The sequence below is a fragment of the Streptomyces sp. GESEQ-35 genome, from assembly GCF_017948485.1.
Classification (GTDB): Bacteria; Actinomycetota; Actinomycetes; order Streptomycetales; family Streptomycetaceae; genus Streptomyces.
In genome coordinates this window covers 1-16,399 of the sequence record NZ_JAFFSX010000004.1, presented here as the reverse complement: position 1 = coordinate 16,399, position 16,399 = coordinate 1, and the positions used below count along the sequence as shown (strand labels likewise).

Annotated in this window: 16 protein-coding genes; 9 read left to right on the top strand and 7 right to left on the bottom strand. The window is 71.1% G+C overall.

Going from position 1 to position 16,399, the window contains the following annotated elements:
* Nucleotides 1–19: 19 nt before the first annotated feature.
* A complete protein-coding gene (locus tag KCH87_RS09440) occupies nt 20–889 on the bottom strand; it encodes a biotin--[acetyl-CoA-carboxylase] ligase (protein WP_210585506.1) in 870 nt (289 codons plus the stop codon).
* A 110-nt stretch (nt 890–999) separates the two neighbouring features.
* On the opposite strand from KCH87_RS09440, the gene KCH87_RS09435 reads away from it, so the two are divergent.
* The 4 genes from KCH87_RS09435 to KCH87_RS09425 all read left to right on the top strand — a co-directional run bounded on the left by KCH87_RS09435 (nt 1,000) and on the right by KCH87_RS09425 (nt 3,807).
* Complete coding sequence (locus tag KCH87_RS09435) at nt 1,000–2,619, top strand: acyl-CoA carboxylase subunit beta (RefSeq protein ID WP_210585505.1); 1,620 nt, start codon at nt 1,000–1,002, stop codon at nt 2,617–2,619.
* 8 nt (nt 2,620–2,627) lie between these two features.
* Complete coding sequence (locus tag KCH87_RS09430) at nt 2,628–2,837, top strand: acyl-CoA carboxylase epsilon subunit (RefSeq protein ID WP_210585504.1); 210 nt, start codon at nt 2,628–2,630, stop codon at nt 2,835–2,837.
* A 189-nt stretch (nt 2,838–3,026) separates the two neighbouring features.
* Complete coding sequence (mmpB, locus tag KCH87_RS50045) at nt 3,027–3,155, top strand: morphogenic membrane protein MmpB (protein ID WP_282612928.1); 129 nt, start codon at nt 3,027–3,029, stop codon at nt 3,153–3,155.
* Nucleotides 3,156–3,186: 31 nt separating this feature from the next.
* Nucleotides 3,187–3,807, top strand: coding sequence for a nucleoside triphosphate pyrophosphatase (locus KCH87_RS09425; protein ID WP_210585503.1), 621 nt, complete (start codon nt 3,187–3,189; stop codon nt 3,805–3,807).
* On the opposite strand, the gene KCH87_RS09420 is transcribed toward KCH87_RS09425, so the two are convergent.
* Complete coding sequence (locus KCH87_RS09420) at nt 3,776–4,255, bottom strand: hypothetical protein (RefSeq protein WP_210585502.1); 480 nt, start codon at nt 4,253–4,255, stop codon at nt 3,776–3,778. The genes KCH87_RS09425 and KCH87_RS09420 overlap by 32 nt on opposite strands.
* 364 nt (nt 4,256–4,619) lie before the next feature.
* Between KCH87_RS09420 and KCH87_RS09415 the strand changes: the two genes are divergently transcribed.
* Both KCH87_RS09415 and KCH87_RS09410 read left to right on the top strand, forming a co-directional pair.
* A complete protein-coding gene (locus tag KCH87_RS09415; RefSeq protein ID WP_210585501.1) occupies nt 4,620–6,392 on the top strand; it encodes a biotin carboxylase N-terminal domain-containing protein in 1,773 nt (590 codons plus the stop codon).
* A 175-nt stretch (nt 6,393–6,567) separates the two neighbouring features.
* A complete protein-coding gene (locus KCH87_RS09410; protein ID WP_210585500.1) occupies nt 6,568–7,110 on the top strand; it encodes a TetR/AcrR family transcriptional regulator in 543 nt (180 codons plus the stop codon).
* An 82-nt stretch (nt 7,111–7,192) separates the two neighbouring features.
* Here the strand turns inward: KCH87_RS09410 and KCH87_RS09405 are convergent, their stop codons facing one another.
* On the bottom strand, nt 7,193–8,152 hold the full coding sequence (locus KCH87_RS09405; protein ID WP_210585499.1) for a DeoR/GlpR family DNA-binding transcription regulator: 960 nt from the start codon (nt 8,150–8,152) through the stop codon (nt 7,193–7,195).
* 166 nt (nt 8,153–8,318) lie between these two features.
* Entirely contained in the window at nt 8,319–9,767 is a 1,449-nt protein-coding gene (locus KCH87_RS09400; RefSeq protein WP_210585498.1) for an NAD(P)H-quinone dehydrogenase, read from the bottom strand.
* A 97-nt stretch (nt 9,768–9,864) separates the two neighbouring features.
* Here KCH87_RS09400 and KCH87_RS09395 point away from each other — a divergent pair, with 97 nt between their 5' ends.
* From KCH87_RS09395 to KCH87_RS09385, 3 genes are all read left to right on the top strand, one after another.
* Nucleotides 9,865–10,302 (top strand): gamma-glutamylcyclotransferase, encoded by a 438-nt coding sequence (locus KCH87_RS09395; protein ID WP_210585497.1) that lies wholly within the window; start codon nt 9,865–9,867, stop codon nt 10,300–10,302.
* Between the two features lie 115 nt (nt 10,303–10,417).
* Nucleotides 10,418–11,242: a purine-nucleoside phosphorylase gene (locus KCH87_RS09390; protein WP_210585496.1), complete on the top strand. Its 825-nt coding sequence runs from the start codon at nt 10,418–10,420 to the stop codon at nt 11,240–11,242.
* A 288-nt stretch (nt 11,243–11,530) separates the two neighbouring features.
* Complete coding sequence (locus KCH87_RS09385; RefSeq protein ID WP_210585495.1) at nt 11,531–13,162, top strand: phospho-sugar mutase; 1,632 nt, start codon at nt 11,531–11,533, stop codon at nt 13,160–13,162.
* 473 nt (nt 13,163–13,635) lie between these two features.
* On the opposite strand, the gene KCH87_RS09380 is transcribed toward KCH87_RS09385, so the two are convergent.
* The 3 genes from KCH87_RS09380 to KCH87_RS09370 are packed head-to-tail and all read right to left on the bottom strand — an operon-like array spanning nt 13,636 to nt 16,229.
* On the bottom strand, nt 13,636–14,364 hold the full coding sequence (locus KCH87_RS09380) for a hypothetical protein (RefSeq protein ID WP_210585494.1): 729 nt from the start codon (nt 14,362–14,364) through the stop codon (nt 13,636–13,638).
* Nucleotides 14,361–15,227: a phosphate ABC transporter ATP-binding protein gene (locus tag KCH87_RS09375; protein ID WP_210585493.1), complete on the bottom strand. Its 867-nt coding sequence runs from the start codon at nt 15,225–15,227 to the stop codon at nt 14,361–14,363. The genes KCH87_RS09380 and KCH87_RS09375 overlap by 4 nt, the downstream gene beginning before the upstream one ends.
* A 45-nt stretch (nt 15,228–15,272) precedes the next feature.
* Nucleotides 15,273–16,229: a class E sortase gene (locus KCH87_RS09370; RefSeq protein WP_308298793.1), complete on the bottom strand. Its 957-nt coding sequence runs from the start codon at nt 16,227–16,229 to the stop codon at nt 15,273–15,275.
* Between the last annotated feature and the right edge of the window lie 170 nt (nt 16,230–16,399).

Sequence of the window (16,399 nt, the reverse complement as noted above, 5' to 3'; positions counted from 1 at the left end):
GAGGCACCGCATGAGGAACTCAAGCCGGTCGCAAGTGAACGATGTCGCCCGCCCCCACCGGCTCCTGCACACCCTCCTCCGTCGCCAGAACCAGCCGGCCGTCGCCGTCGATCGCCACCGCCTCACCTGTGATCGACCGATCGCCCGGCAACTCTGCCCGCACCTTCCTCCCCAACGTCGCGCATCCCGCCGCATACGTCTCCTGGAGCCCGCTCGCCGCCGGATCACCGCCGGCCGACCGCCACCGCCCGTACCACTCCTCCAGCGACCGCAGCACGGCCCGCAGCAAGGGATCCCGGTCCGTGCTCACGGCCCCCGCCAGGGCCAGTGAACCGGCACCCGGCACCGGGAGCTCGTCCTCGCGCAGGGTCACATTGATGCCGACGCCGACCACCACGGCGTCGCTCCCGGCCCGCTCCGCGAGGATTCCGCCCGCCTTGCGTTCCTCGCCGCCGACAGTCAGCAGCAGGTCGTTGGGCCACTTGAGTGCCGTATCCACGCCCGCCGCGCGGGAGAGCCCCGTCGCGACCGCGACGCCGGTGAGCAGCGGCACCCACCCCCACCGGGCCACCGGCACCTCGGCCGGCCGGAGCAGGACGGAGAAGAAGAGGCCGGACCGGGCCGGAGCCGTCCACTGCCGGTCGAGACGCCCACGCCCGGCGGTCTGCTCCTCGGCGACGAGGACGGCGCCCTCGGCCGCCTTGCCCGCGTTCGCCAGGGCCACGAGGTCGGAGTTGGTGGAACCGGTGCTCGGCACGAGCGTCACCTCGGACCACAGTCGGTCCTCCCGCACGAGCCCCCGTCGCAGCGCGGCGGCGTTGAGGGGCGGCCGGTCCAGATCGGACCACCTGCTGCTGTCGTTCGGCTCTGCTGCATCTCGCGGCGTCATGCAAGCCACCCTAGGTGTGGTAAACGCCGCACTGCCGATTGGTAGGCACCCCACTACGCTACGGATGAGTAACCGTCCCCCCTTTTGAGCAGGCAGGGAGCGCCATCCCGATGTCCGAGCCGGAAGAGCGTCACGAGATCCAAGAGCCCCAAGGGATCGACATCCACACCACCGCGGGCAAGCTCGCGGATCTCCAGCGCCGTATCGAGGAAGCGACGCACGCCGGCTCCGCACGCGCCGTCGAAAAGCAGCACGCCAAGGGCAAGTTGACGGCCCGTGAGCGGATCGAGCTCCTGCTCGACGAGGGGTCCTTCGTCGAACTCGACGAGTTCGCCCGGCACCGCTCCACCAACTTCGGCCTGGACCAGAACCGCCCGTACGGCGACGGGGTCGTCACCGGCTACGGCACCGTCGACGGCCGCCCCGTCGCCGTCTTCTCCCAGGACTTCACCGTCTTCGGCGGGGCCCTCGGCGAGGTCTACGGCCAGAAGATCGTCAAGGTCATGGACTTCGCGCTGAAGACCGGCTGCCCGGTCATCGGTATCAACGACTCCGGCGGCGCCCGCATCCAGGAGGGCGTGGCCTCGCTGGGCGCGTACGGGGAGATCTTCCGCCGGAACACACACGCCTCCGGCGTCATCCCGCAGATCAGCCTGGTCGTGGGCCCCTGTGCGGGCGGCGCGGTCTACTCCCCCGCGATCACCGACTTCACGATCATGGTCGACCAGACCTCGCACATGTTCATCACCGGACCGGACGTCATCAAGACGGTCACCGGCGAGGACGTCGGCTTCGAGGAGCTGGGCGGTGCCCGTACCCACAACTCGACCTCGGGCGTGGCCCACCACATGGCCGGCGACGAGAAGGACGCGATCGAGTACATCAAGCAGCTGCTGTCGTACCTGCCGTCCAACAACCTGAGCGAAGCCCCGGTCTTCCCGGAGGAGGCGGACCTCGCCCTCACCGACGAGGACCGCGAGCTGGACGTGCTGGTCCCCGACAGTGCGAACCAGCCGTACGACATGCACACGGTGATCGAACACATCCTGGACGACGCCGAGTTCTTCGAGACGCAGCCGCTGTACGCGCCGAACATCCTCACCGGCTACGGCCGCGTCGAGGGCCGCCCGGTCGGCATCGTGGCCAACCAGCCGATGCAGTTCGCGGGTTGCCTGGACATCAAGGCCTCCGAAAAGGCCGCCCGCTTCGTCCGCACCTGCGACGCCTTCAACATCCCGGTCATCACCTTCGTGGACGTCCCCGGCTTCCTGCCCGGCGTCGACCAGGAGCACGACGGCATCATCCGCCGCGGCGCCAAGCTGATCTACGCGTACGCGGAGGCGACCGTCCCGCTGATCACCGTCATCACCCGCAAGGCCTTCGGCGGCGCCTACGACGTCATGGGCTCCAAGCACCTGGGTGCCGACCTCAACCTCGCCTGGCCGACCGCCCAGATCGCCGTCATGGGCGCCCAGGGCGCGGTCAACATCCTGCACCGCCGCACGATCGCCGAGGCGGAGGCCGCCGGAGACGTGGAGGCGACCCGGGCCCGCGTCATCCGCGAGTACGAGGACGCCCTCCTCAACCCCTACATCGCGGCCGAGCGCGGCTACGTCGACTCCGTGATCATGCCGTCCGACACCCGCCGCCACGTCGTACGCGGCCTGCGCCAACTCCGCACCAAGCGCGAGTCCCTGCCCCCGAAGAAGCACGGCAACATCCCCCTCTAGGAGCCACCATGACCATCAAGGTCGTACGGGGCAACCCGACCCCGGAGGAACTGGCCGCCGCCCTGGCGGTGGTCCGAGCCCGCGCCGCGGCGGCAGCAGCAGAGCCGTCCGGCGCCACACGAGCCAGGGACGCCTGGGCGGACCCGGCAAGGATCGCGGCTCACCGCCTGCCGCAGCCGGGCCCCACGACATGGACCCGCACGTTCTGGCCGGGCTGAGCGCTCCCCTGCGATGCTGCGGCGCCATCGTGGCTGGTCGCGCAGTTCCCCGCGCCCCTTCGGGGCGCTCCCGAAGCGCCGCCGACTTCACCAGGGGCGCGGGGAACCGCGCACAGTAGGGCCACCCTGGGTACCAACTTGAGTACGCGTACTCAGGCGCCCTCCCCCGCCCAGCCCCACGCTGGTGACATGCTGTGGTCGGACCCCGAGAACGAACCCCCGGAGGAGCTGCGCGAAACGCAGAACATGCTCCGGAGGCTCGGCATTCTCATGGCCCTGGCCATGGTCCTGGCGATGATCGTGATCGGCCTGGGCTGAGCGGCAGCGACACCGCCGATACGCTGAACGCATGACAGACGCGCCGCCCCGCCGCCTCGTGCTCGCCTCCCAGTCCCCCGCCCGCCTGAACCTCCTCCGCCAGGCCGGACTCGCCCCCGAGGTGATCGTCAGCGGCGTCGACGAGGACGCCGTCACCGCGCCCACCCCGGCCGAGCTGGCGCTCGCCCTCGCCGAGGCCAAGGCCTCCGTCGTCGCGGCAAAACCGGAGGTCCTCGGCGCGCTGGTGATCGGCTGCGACTCGGTGCTCGACCTGGACGGCGAGGCCCTCGGCAAGCCCGCCGACCCCGAGGAGGCCACCGCCCGCTGGAAGGCGATGCGCGGGCGGGCGGGAACGCTCCAGACGGGGCACTGCGTCTACGACACCGTCACCGGCCGGTACGTCTCCGCCACCGCCTCCACCGTCGTCCGCTTCGGCGAGCCGACCGACGAGGAGATCGCCGCGTACGTCGCCTCGGGCGAACCCCTCTACGTCGCCGGGGCGTTCACGCTCGACGGCCGGTCGGCGCCGTTCATCGACGGCATCGACGGCGACCACGGCAACGTGATCGGCATCAGCCTGCCCCTCGTCCGCCGGCTGCTGGCCGAACTCGGCGTGCAGATCACGGAGTTGTGGGCGCCGGTCCAGGGGTGACCGGGGAGCCGCCGTTGCCGGGCCTGCTGTCCTCGGGTTCCTGGGCGACGGGCCCCTCCTCGGCGTCGTACGTCATCAGCAGCAGCACGATGAAGCCGAGCACCACCATCATGAACAGGAACGCCGGCCAGCCCACCAGGCCCCAGGTGAAGGCGCCCAGCAGGCCGTGCACCACGGCGCAGCTGATCAGCAGGACGCGGCCGAAGCCGGCGGGGCGGCGGCCCCGCAGGGCCACGAGCAGGGCGACCAGGCCACAGAAGGCGAAGTAGAGGCCGAAGAGCACACCGCCGATCTTCGAGGACAGGGACATCATGTCCGGGTCGAGGCCGGCCAGGGACATGTCCTGGCGGTCGACGACGATCCCCAGGAACCAGTTCAACGCGGCGATGAAGAGCGCCTCCACGAACAGCACGACCGCCACGATCCACGCCACCGGTCTGCGCACCACCGGTCCCCACCCACTCTCAAGCCGAGCCCTTGTTACCTCGAGTACGTTCGATACAGCGTGAACGCTACTAACGGGTAAACCGCGGGACAAGGGTTCTGCGGAGGGCAAAGAATCATTGGGCCATTCGTAGGGACTCCACAAAGAAACAGAGTGTGGCGCAGCACGCTCTCACAGAGACCTTGACCACATCGGGGGGCTAGGGTTTTCGGGAGGAGTCCTGCGTACCGAGGTGCGACAAGGGATTTCGCGGGTCGAGCAAGCCTCGTATCACGCTCCGTGTGGGCAAGCTCACCATTGGGGACGGGTCGAAGTGTCGTGTCGGCAGTCCCTAAACTCGGCTTGTTTCAAGGAGGGAGCCTCAATCGTGCGCAAGGTGCTCATCGCCAACCGTGGCGAAATCGCTGTCCGCGTTGCCCGGGCCTGCCGGGATGCCGGTATCGCGAGCGTTGCCGTGTACGCCGACCCGGACCGGGATGCTCTGCATGTCCGCACCGCGGATGAGGCGTTCGCCCTGGGCGGTGACACCCCGGCGACCAGCTACCTGGACATCGCCAAGGTCCTGAACGCCGCCCGGGAGTCCGGCGCGGACGCCATCCACCCCGGATACGGCTTCCTCTCGGAGAACGCCGACTTCGCGCAGGCGGTCCTGGACGCGGAGCTGATCTGGATCGGTCCGCCGCCGCAGGCCATCCGGGACCTGGGTGACAAGGTCGCCGCCCGGCACATCGCCCAGCGGGCGGGTGCCCCGCTGGTCGCGGGTACGCCCGACCCGGTCTCCGGCGCCGACGAGGTCGTCGCCTTCGCCGAGGAGCACGGGCTGCCGATCGCGATCAAGGCCGCCTTCGGTGGCGGCGGTCGCGGTCTGAAGGTCGCGCGGACCCTCGAAGAGGTGCCCGAGCTGTACGAGTCGGCGGTCCGTGAGGCGGTAGCCGCCTTCGGCCGCGGGGAGTGCTTCGTCGAGCGCTACCTCGACAAGCCGCGCCACGTCGAAACCCAGTGCCTGGCCGACACCCACGGCAATGTGGTCGTCGTGTCGACGCGTGACTGCTCGCTCCAGCGCCGGCACCAGAAGCTCGTCGAGGAGGCCCCGGCGCCCTTCCTCTCCGAGGCGCAGGTCGCCGAGCTGTACTCCTCCTCGAAGGCAATCCTGAAGGAGGCCGGCTACGTCGGCGCCGGCACCGTGGAGTTCCTCGTCGGCATGGACGGCACGATCTCCTTCCTGGAGGTCAACACCCGCCTCCAGGTGGAGCACCCGGTGACCGAGGAGGTCGCCGGCATCGACCTGGTGCGCGAGATGTTCCGCATCGCCGACGGCGAGGAACTCGGCTACGGCGATCCCGAACTGCGCGGCCATTCCTTCGAGTTCCGCATCAACGGCGAGGACCCGGGCCGGGGCTTCCTCCCGGCGCCGGGCACGGTCACCAGGTTCGACCCGCCGTCCGGTCCGGGTGTCCGCCTGGACGCCGGCGTCGAGTCCGGCTCGGTCATCGGCCCGGCCTGGGACTCGCTGCTCGCCAAGCTGATCGTCACCGGCGCCACCCGCGAGCAGGCCCTTCAGCGGGCCGCCCGGGCGCTGGAGGAGTTCCAGGTCGAGGGCATGGCGACCGCGATCCCGTTCCACCGCGCGGTGGTGAAGGACCCGGCGTTCGGTCCCGAACTCACCGGCGGCCAGGACCCCTTCACGGTCCACACGCGCTGGATCGAGACCGAGTTCGTCAACGAGATCAAGCCCTTCGCCGCCCCCGCCGACGTGGACACGGACGAGGAGCCGGGCCGCGAGACGGTCGTCGTCGAGGTCGGCGGCAAGCGCCTAGAGGTCTCCCTCCCGGTCTCGCTCGGCATGTCGCTGGCCCGCACGGGCCTCGCGGCGGGCGCCAAGCCCAAGCGCCGCGCGGCGAAGAAGTCCGGCCCGATGGCCTCCGGCGACAGCCTCGCCTCCCCGATGCAGGGCACCATCGTCAAGATCGCCGTCGAGGAGGGCCAGGAGGTCAAAGAAGGCGACCTGGTCGTCGTCCTGGAGGCCATGAAGATGGAACAGCCCCTCAACGCCCACAAGACCGGCACCATCAAGGGCCTGTCCGCCGAGGTAGGCGCCTCCATCACGTCCGGCGCCGTGATCTGCGAGATCAAGGACTGAGTCGTACGACGCCCTGAAGCGCCCGGCGGACTGTGCAACGGCCAGTCCGCCGGGCGCTTCCCTCTGCGCCCGGTCGGCCTGCCTCGATGGCATCCTGGAGACACACACGGGTGGACGAGAGCGGGTGGGAGCGATGGTGGGCGCGACCTCACAGGAATCCGCGACGCCCCGCGTCATGCGCGCCGACGCCCGCCGCAACTACGACCGGCTGCTCACCGAGGCCCGCTCCGCCTTCGCCGCGCACGGCACGGACGCCTCCCTGGAGGACGTGGCCCGGCGCGCGGGCGTCGGCATCGGCACCCTCTACCGCCACTTCCCCAACCGCCACGCCCTGCTGAGCGCGGTCTTCGAAGACGGCGTGAGCGACCTGCTCGCCCGCTCCCGCGAACTCCTGCACGCCCCGGAACCCTGCTCGGCCCTGGTGACCTGGCTCCGCGAGATCGTCACCCACGCGGGCGAGTACCGGGGCCTGGCAAAGGCATTGATGTCTGTCTCCCAGGACCACACCTCGGCCCTGGCCCGGTGCAGCGACCCGATGCGGAGGGCAGGGCAGGCCTTGCTGACTCGGGCCCAGGAGGCAGGTGCGGTGCGTGATGACGTAGCGATCGGCGACCTGCTACAGCTGACTCACGCGATCGCACTGGCGGCGGAAGAGACACCGACGGACCCGGACTTGGCGGACCGACTGCTGAAACTGACGTTGCGAGGACTGACCTAAGGGGCGCGGGGAACTGCGCGACCAGCCCCCACCGACCCGCAGCCGCGCAACAACCGCAAGCCCCACGGCGACAAGGCGCCCCCTAACGCCGCCGCATATCCGCAACCCGAGCCCGCTCAGCCCCCGCCCCCGCCGCCTCCCCGAGGACCGACGCGGCCCGCAGCGCCTGCCCCCCGCCAGGAACCCCACGTCGTGGACCCGGCACCGGCACGTCCCGACGCTGCGGCCGCGCCGGGACCGGATCACCCCCGGCGTTTCCCGTAGCCCCAGCGACAGCGATCTGCACGCCTTGGTCGGCGAGAGCCTGAAGCTCCGTGCCCGCACGGTCATCATGCCCGGGCGGCTCATCCGTGACCAACCGCGTGATCACATCCGTCGGCACCGTCTGGAACATCGTGTCCGTACCGAGCTTGGTGTGATCGGCGAGGACGACGACCTCGGCCGCAGCCTGCACCAGCGCCCGGTCCACGGACGCCGACAGCATGTTGGACGTGGACAGCCCGCGCTCGGCGGTGAGCCCGCTTCCGGACAGGAAGGCCCGCGACACCCGCAGCCCCTGCAAGGACTGCTCGGCGCCGCTGCCCACCAACGCGTAGTTGGAGCCGCGCAGGGTACCGCCGGTCATCACGACCTCCACCCGGTTGGCGTGGGCCAACGCCTGAGCCACCAGGAGGGAGTTGGTGACGACGGTGAGTCCGGGGACCCGGGCGAGCCGGCGTGCCAGCTCCTGCGTGGTGGTACCCGCTCCGACCACGATCGCTTCGCCCTCTTCGACGAAGTTCGCGGCGAGATCGGCGATGGCCGTCTTCTCGGCGGTCGCGAGATGTGATTTCTGCGGAAAGCCGGACTCCCGCGTGAACCCGCCCGGCAATACCGCACCGCCATGCCGGCGGTCGAGGAGTCCTTCTGCCTCCAGTGCGCGCACGTCCCGCCGTACGGTCACTTCGGAGGTCTGGACGACGCGGGCGAGCTCACGGAGCGACACGGCCCCGTTCGCTCGCACCATTTCGAGGATCAATTGGCGACGTTCTGCAGCGAACACGAAACTGACAGTAACCCCAACGACCGTCTGCTTTCAGCAGTTTGCGCCGAATAACAGAAGTTGTTCGCACCGGAAGACGGGAAGTGGTATAGAGCCTAGTCCGGCCGACTATGCCGTACGAATGCTCGACAACTCCCTGTGACCAGCGAGGAGTCGGTTCAAGCCGTCAGGCGTCGCCGTTCGTCTTGCGGGTGTGGAGCTGCCTCGCCACCTCGGCGATCGACCCCGAAAGGGAGGGGTACACGGTGAACGCGTTCGCGATCTGTTCGACCGTCAGATTGTTGTCGACCGCGATCGAGATCGGATGGATCAGTTCCGAGGCGCGCGGCGAGACGACCACACCCCCGACCACGATGCCGGTGCCCGGGCGGCAGAAGAGCTTGACGAAGCCGTCACGGATGCCCTGCATCTTGGCGCGCGGGTTGCGCAGCAGCGGCAGCTTGACGACGACGGCCTCGATCTTGCCCCCGTCGACGTCGGCCTGGCTGTAGCCGACGGTGGCGATCTCCGGGTCGGTGAAGACGTTTGACGAGACCGTCTTCAGATTCAGCGGGGCCACCGCGTCGCCGAGGAAGTGGTACATGGCGATCCGGCCCTGCATGGCGGCGACGGAGGCCAGGGCGAAGACGCCGGTCACGTCACCGGCGGCGTACACGCCGGGCGCGGTGGTACGGGAGACCTTGTCGGTCCAGATGTGACCGGACTCCTGAAGCTTCACCCCCGCCTCCTCCAGGCCCATGCCCTCGGAGTTCGGGATGGCACCGACGGCCATGAGGCAGTGCGAGCCGGTGATGACCCGCCCGTCGGAGAGCGTCACCTCCACCCGGTCCCCGACCCGCTTGGCGGAGGCGGCGCGGGAGCGGGCCATGACGTTCATGCCGCGGCGCCGGAAGACGTCTTCCAGTACGGCTGCGGCGTCCGGGTCCTCGCCGGGCAGCACCCGGTCGCGCGAGGACACGAGGGTGACCTTGGAGCCGAGGGCCTGGTAGGCGCCGGCGAACTCGGCGCCGGTGACACCGGAACCGACCACGATGAGTTCCTCGGGGAGCTCGGTGAGGTCGTAGACCTGGGTCCAGTTGAGGATGCGCTCGCCGTCGGGCTGGGCGTCGGGAAGTTCGCGGGGATGCCCACCCGTGGCGATCAGCACGGCGTCGGCGGGGAGTGTCTCCTCGGTCCCGTCCGCGGCCCGTACGACGACCTTCCGCGATCCGTCGAGGGCCTGCATGCCCTCCAGCCGCCCCCGCCCGCGCATGACACGCGCGCCGGCCCGGGTCACGGAGGCGGTGATGTCGTGCGACTGCGCGAGCGCGAGCCGCTTGACACGCCGGTTGACCTTGCCGAGGTCGACACCGACGACCCGTGCGGGCGTGTCGATGTGCGGGGTGTCGTCGGCGACGATGATGCCCAGCTCTTCGTACGACGAGTCGAAGGTGGTCATCACCTCGGCCGTGGCGATCAGGGTCTTCGACGGCACGCAGTCGGTGAGGACCGACGCCCCGCCCAGACCGTCGCAGTCGACGACGGTCACCTCCGCGCCGAGCTGGGCGGCCACCAGGGCCGCCTCGTATCCGCCGGGTCCGCCACCGATGATCACGATCCGAGTCACGTACCCCATTGTCCCGCACGCTTCAGGGTGGTCCTGCCGAGGGGGGCCGCCCGAGATACCACCGTTACGGGAGGGGCGGCCGAGGCGGCTGTCGTACGCTCGACCCATGTCGCTCTACGCCGCGTACGCCGGCAACCTCGACGCGCGGCTGATGACCCGCCGCGCACCGTACTCGCCGCTGCGCGCCACCGGCTGGCTGAACGGGTGGCGGCTGACCTTCGGCGGCGAGCAGATGGGCTGGGAGGGCTCGCTCGCGACGATCGTCGAGGACCCGGTGGAGCAGGTCTTCGTCGCTCTGTACGAGATCGCGCCGATGGACGAGGAGTCCCTGGACCGCTGGGTGGGCGTGGGCCTCGACATCTACCGCCGGGCACGGGTGCGGGTGGTCACGCTGGACGGCGAGGAGCCGGCGTGGGTGTACGTCCTGAACGGCTACGAGGGCGGACTGCCGTCGGCTCGCTACCTCGGGGAGATCGCCGATGCCGCGGAGTCGGCGGGGGCACCGCACGACTATGTGATGGAGCTGCGCAAGCGCCCCTGCTGACGTCACTTCGCCGGAGCTTCGGTCGGAACTTCGTCGGAAACAACAAGACAACGATCGCCATCCCGTCAGCTCTGTCATCTACGCGCGTAGGCCCAGACCGGCTACCCTCATGCGCGTGAACGCATCTCTTCTTCCGGACGACATCCAGGGCGATCCGTACGCCGCCGCCGACGCCGCCGCCGCGCGCCTGCGCGAACTCACCGGCGCCGAGACCCACGACGTCTCCCTCGTGATGGGCTCCGGCTGGGCACCGGCCGTGGAGGCCCTCGGCGCGCCCGACGCCGAGTTCCAGGTCACCGAGCTGCCCGGGTTCCCGCCGCCGGCGGTGGAGGGCCACGGCGGCAAGATCCGCTCGTACCGGATCGGTCACAAGCGGGCGCTGGTCTTCCTCGGGCGCACGCACTACTACGAGGGCCGCGGGGTGGCCTCCGTCGCGCACGGCGTCCGTACGGCGGTGGCGGCGGGCTGCAAGACGGTCGTCCTCACCAACGGCTGCGGCGGTCTGCGCGAGGGCATGCGCCCCGGCCAGCCGGTCCTCATCAGCGACCACATCAACCTCACCGCGACCTCCCCCATCGTCGGCGCCAACTTCGTCGACCTCACCGACCTGTACTCGCCGCGTCTGCGGGCCCTGTGCAAGGAGATCGACCCCTCGCTGGAGGAGGGCGTCTACGCCCAGTTCCCCGGCCCGCACTACGAAACTCCGGCGGAGATCCGCATGGCCCGGGTCATCGGGGCGGACCTGGTCGGCATGTCGACGGTGCTGGAGGCCATCGCGGCGCGTGAGGCGGGGGCGGAGGTGCTGGGTATCTCCCTGGTGACGAACCTCGCGGCGGGTATGACGGGGGAGCCGTTGAACCACGAGGAGGTTCTGCAGGCCGGGCGCGACTCGGCAACGCAGATGGGATCGCTGCTGGCGCAGGTGCTGGGCCGCCTGTAAGACGTTTCTCGCCCCCGCCGCCCCTACCCGTCCCATCCTGAAGGGGCTCCGCCCCTTCGACCCCGCTCCTCAAACTCCCCCAGAGGGGGGACCCCCAAGGGGCTGGATTTGCCGGTCGGGCTGGATTTTCAAGCGCCGGTCCGCACAATTCAGCCCGTCCGGCGTTTGAGGACACAGCGGGGGTCTGGGGGCGCAGCCCCCAGGGACGGGACGGGTAGGGGCGGCGGGGGCGAGAAAACCCAAGCCCGCACCCGACACCGCACGCACACACAACGAGAGGCACCCGACGTGCACGACGACCTCATTGCCCGGGCGCAGGCATGGCTCGCCGAGGACCCCGACGCGGAGACCCGCGACGAGCTCGCCAAGCTCATCGACGCCGGGGACGTCACGGAACTCGCCGACCGCTTCGCCGGCACCCTCCAGTTCGGCACGGCGGGCCTCCGCGGTGAGCTCGGCGCCGGCCCGATGCGCATGAACCGCACGGTCGTCATCCGCGCGGCGGCGGGCCTCGCCGCGTACCTGAAGAAGAACGGCCAGTCGGGCGGCCTCGTCGTCGTCGGCTACGACGCCCGCCACAAGTCGGCGGACTTCGCGCGCGACACCGCCGCGGTGATGAGCGGCGCGGGCCTGCGCGCCGCCGTCCTCCCCCACCCGCTCCCCACTCCCGTCCTCGCCTACGCCATACGGCACCTGGGCGCGGTCGCCGGCGTGGAGGTCACCGCCAGCCACAACCCGCCCCGCGACAACGGCTACAAGGTGTACCTCGGCGACGGATCGCAGATCGTCCCCCCGGCGGACGCGGAGATCGCCGCCGAGATCGACGCCATCACCACGCTCACGTCCGTCCCCCGCCCCGAGTCCGGCTGGGAGACCCTCGACGACGCCGTCCTGGACGCCTATCTGGCCCGTACGGACGCCGTCCTCGCCCCCGGCTCCCCGCGCACCGCCCGCACCGTCTACACGGCGATGCACGGCGTCGGCAAGGATGTCCTGCTGGCCGCGTTCGCCCGCGCCGGCTTCCCGGCGCCCGCCCTCGTCGCCGAACAGGCAGAGCCCGACCCGGACTTCCCGACCGTCGCCTTCCCCAACCCGGAGGAGCCCGGCGCGATGGACCTGGCCTTCGCGAAGGCCCGCGAGACCGAGCCGGACCTGATCATCGCCAACGACCCCGACGCCGACCGCTGTGCGGTGGCCGTCGGGGAAGGCGGGGACTGGCGCATGCTCCGCGGCGACGAGGTCGGCTCCCTCCTCGCCGCCCACCTCGTACGCCGCGGCGCACACGGCACCTTCGCCGAGTCGATCGTGTCGTCCTCCCTGCTCGGCCGGATCGCCGAGAAGGCGGGACTGCCGTACGAGGAGACCCTCACCGGCTTCAAGTGGATCGCCCGCGTCGAGGGCCTGCGCTACGGCTATGAGGAGGCCCTCGGCTACTGCGTCGACCCCGACGGCGTGCGCGACAAGGACGGCATCACCGCGGCCCTCCTCATCACCGAGCTGGCGTCCGAGCTCAAGGAGCAGGGCCGCACACTCCTCGACCTCCTCGACGACCTCGCCGTCGAGCACGGCCTGCACGCCACCGACCAGCTCTCCGTCCGCGTCGAGGACCTGTCGGTCATCGCTGACGCCATGCGACGCCTTCGCGAGCAGCCGCCGACCGAGCTGGCGGGCCGGACCATCACCGGGTCCGAGGACCTGACGCAGGGCACGGACAGGCTCCCGCCCACCGACGGCCTGCGCTACACGCTCGACGGCGCCCGCGTCATCGTCCGCCCCAGCGGCACGGAGCCGAAGCTGAAGTGCTACCTGGAGGTCGTCGTGCCGGTCGCCGCGCACGACCGGCTGCCCGAGGCACGGGCGAAGGCCGCCGAGGTGCTGGCCGCCATCAAGCGGGACCTCTCGGCGGCCGCCGGCATCTGAGCCGTACGAGTGCTCAGCCCGAAGGCGTGACGCCGGCCCCGGTCGTCGTGTCCGTCGCGCCCGGCTCCGGGGTCTCCGTGGGGGTGGGGGACGGTGAGCCGACCGGCGTTTCGGGCGACGGCTCGGGGGCCGGGGTGGTGTCCGAGGGGACGGGGTCGGGGGAAGCCGTCGGGGAGCTCTCGGTGGGGGTGGGGCTCGCGGACGGCGAGGGGGACGCCGGGCGAGTGGGCGCCGCGGGCGACGGCGTGGCACCTCCACCGGGGCGGAGCCACCGCGCCCTGGTTCACGGGCAGTTGGGCTGTCGCATGCTTCCCGGCTGCCCGCCTCCGTCACAGCCGCGCGATGCTCGAACCGCGGTACGGATGTGCTCCTCACCCCCCTTGGAGGCATCCGCCCCCAAGGTGTACCGCCGCCCCCTGTACACACACTCAGGCGGAACACCGGATGCCGCACGCACGGGCCGGACACGAGGTTCAGATGCGCATGAGGTAGCTGAACCCCGTGTCGGGTCCCACGCACGACTGGAGGGTGAGATCGCCCCAGTAGAGCCCGGCGGCGGGGGCGCCGCGGCCCGGCGTGATGTAGTTCGCGTACACCTGGTAGGCCCAGGTGCCGCGCGGGGAGGCGATCGTGACGCGGGTGCCGACGGGCAGGGTGGCGAACCGGTCGAAGCCACAGAAGTCATGGCCGACGATCACGCTCGTGCTCATCTCGTAACCGTTCTCCGTGCCCAGCGTGGGCCCCGCCCACTGCACCGCGTCCCGGCACGCGTCCACCTCGTCCTGACCGCCCGGGACGACCCGCGAGGACCAGGTCCCGATCCGGATGGTGGTCCGGGTGGGGCGGCCTTCGGGAGCGGCTTTGGGGGTGGCCTTGGGGGCCGCTGGGGCGGAGGCCGTACGACGGGCGGTGGCCGACGGAGTACGGCGGGACAGGTCCGGGCCGCGCACGGAGCGGCCGGCGGAGGCCGAAGGTGTCGGACGGCCGCTGTCGCCGGGGCGCTGCTGGGTGCGCTCGGGGGTCGGTGAGGGAGCGGGCGCGGACGGGGGCGGGCTCGTCGGCGGTGTCTCCGTCGCCGGGCCCGCGGACGGTGGCGCCGCCCCGGCCCTGGCCTCCCGTGTGACCTGTGCCCCCGCCCCGCATCCGGCGAGCAGCAGTACGGCCGTGAGCGCGCCGACGGCCCTGGCGGCGCGCCCCCTCATCCGAACCGTCCGTTCACATAGTCCGAAGTGCGGTCGTCCTGCGGTGAGTTGAACATCGCGTCGGTCTCACCGTGCTCGACGATCACGCCCGGGGTGCTGTGCGAGGCGAGGAAGAAGGCGCAGTTGTCGGAGACGCGGGCGGCCTGCTGCATGTTGTGCGTGACGATGACGATCGTGACCTCCTCCTTGAGGTCGTGGATGGTCTCCTCGATCCGGCGGGTGGACGTCGGGTCGAGGGCGGAGCAGGGCTCGTCCATCAGCAGCACGCGGGGGCGTACCGCCAACGACCGTGCGATGCACAGGCGTTGCTGCTGACCTCCGGAGAGCGCGCCGCCGGGCTGCCGCAGCCGCTCCTTGACCTCCTTCCACAGACCCGCCTTGGTGAGGCACTCCTCGACCAGGTCGTCCCTGCCGTCGCGGGTCGACTTGATGGCGTTGAGCTTCAGGCCGGCGAGGACGTTGTCGTAGATCGACATCGCCGGGAAGGGGTTCGGCTTCTGGAAGACCATCCCGATCTGCCGGCGGGCGTGCGTGATGCGCCGGCCGCGGTCGTAGATGTCCTCCTCGTCCAGCAGCACCCGCCCGGCGAGCGAGGCCGAGCCGATCAGCTCGTGCATACGGTTGAGGATGCGCAGGAACGTCGACTTGCCGCAGCCGGACGGGCCGATGAGCGCGGTGACCTCGCGGGCGGGCATGGTCAGTGAGACCCGGTCGAGGACCTTGTGGTCGCCGAACCAGGCGGAGACGGCGTCTGCCCGGAGGGTGGCAGGGCCGCCGACGCCGATGGTCTGCGTGGCCGCGATGCGTGGCTGGACGATGGTGTCGGTGAGGTCGCTGATGTCGGGGTTCTCGGTGGTTGCCATGGTCTTGGTGTCAACTTCCGTGCGGAGTCCGGCGGGTCTGGCGGTTCAGAGCAGGTTCGGCAGGAGGGCGGCGATGGCCTGGGAGTCGGCGAGACCGAGCGCGGCGAGCAGGGGGCCCGCGCAGATCCAGGTCTGCCAGCGGCCCCACATGCGGTACGCGAACACCGCGATCAAGGACGCCAGCAGCAGGCCCTGGGTCCACAGGAAGACGGCGAGCCAGGCGTTCCCGTCCGTGCCGAGGGCCTGTTCGGACGAGGCGATCCAGCCCGACCGGAGGTCACGCGGCGGGTTGGGCTGCACGGGCGTGAGCAGCTTGGCGTCGACGCGCACCACGCCGCTCGGGGTGTACGGCGCACCGGTCGAGGTGATGAGGGTGAGCCGTCCCTGTCCCGCGCCGGGGACGACGGGCAGTTCGTCGCCCGCGTTGCGGATACCGGTGACCTCGTAGACCGACTTGCCCTGGCCGGTGGTGAGTTCGAAGCGGGTGCCGACGGGCAGGTTGTGGATGTGGTTGAAGGGGCTGCCGTACGCCCACTGCCGGCCCATGATCACTACCGTGCCGGCCTGGCCGGGCAGCGGGGTGTCGCGGCGGTGACCCGGGCCCGACATCAGCACCGTGGAGGTCGTGCCCTCGGCGACGACCTCCTGGATCTCCAGGGCGGGGATGCTGAGCAGCGCCACGGGTGCACCGTGCTTCAGGAGGGCGCCCTCGAAGTCGCGCTGGCCCACGGGGGCGGTCCCCAGAGCGAGTTGGCGGCGCAGCTCGTCGTACGCCGTCTGCTGGTCGCGGGCGTGCTGGAGGTGGCCGACGACGGTGAGGTTCGCGGCGAAGCCGAGGAGCACGGCGGCCAGGACGCACATGGCAGCCCCGGCGAGTGCCAGCCCGGGGCGGGCGGGGGGGCGGGGGGTTTCCTGCTTCGGCTCTTCGGTGGGCGGCGGCGGGTCAGGAGGACCGGCCGGGGGCGCCGACGGGTCGGCGGAGGGCGGGGCGAGCGTGGTCACGGCGTGTGCTCCTGGAAGCGGGAGGGGGGGAAGGGGCGGGGGGGGGGCCGGGGGGGGGGGGGGGGGGGGGCGCCGGGGCGCCCGGGCGGGGGGGGGGGGGGGGGGGGGGGGGGGGGGGGGGGCTGGCCTCCCCGTGCATGGCCTTGTGCCAGAGCCCCCCGCCGGGGGAC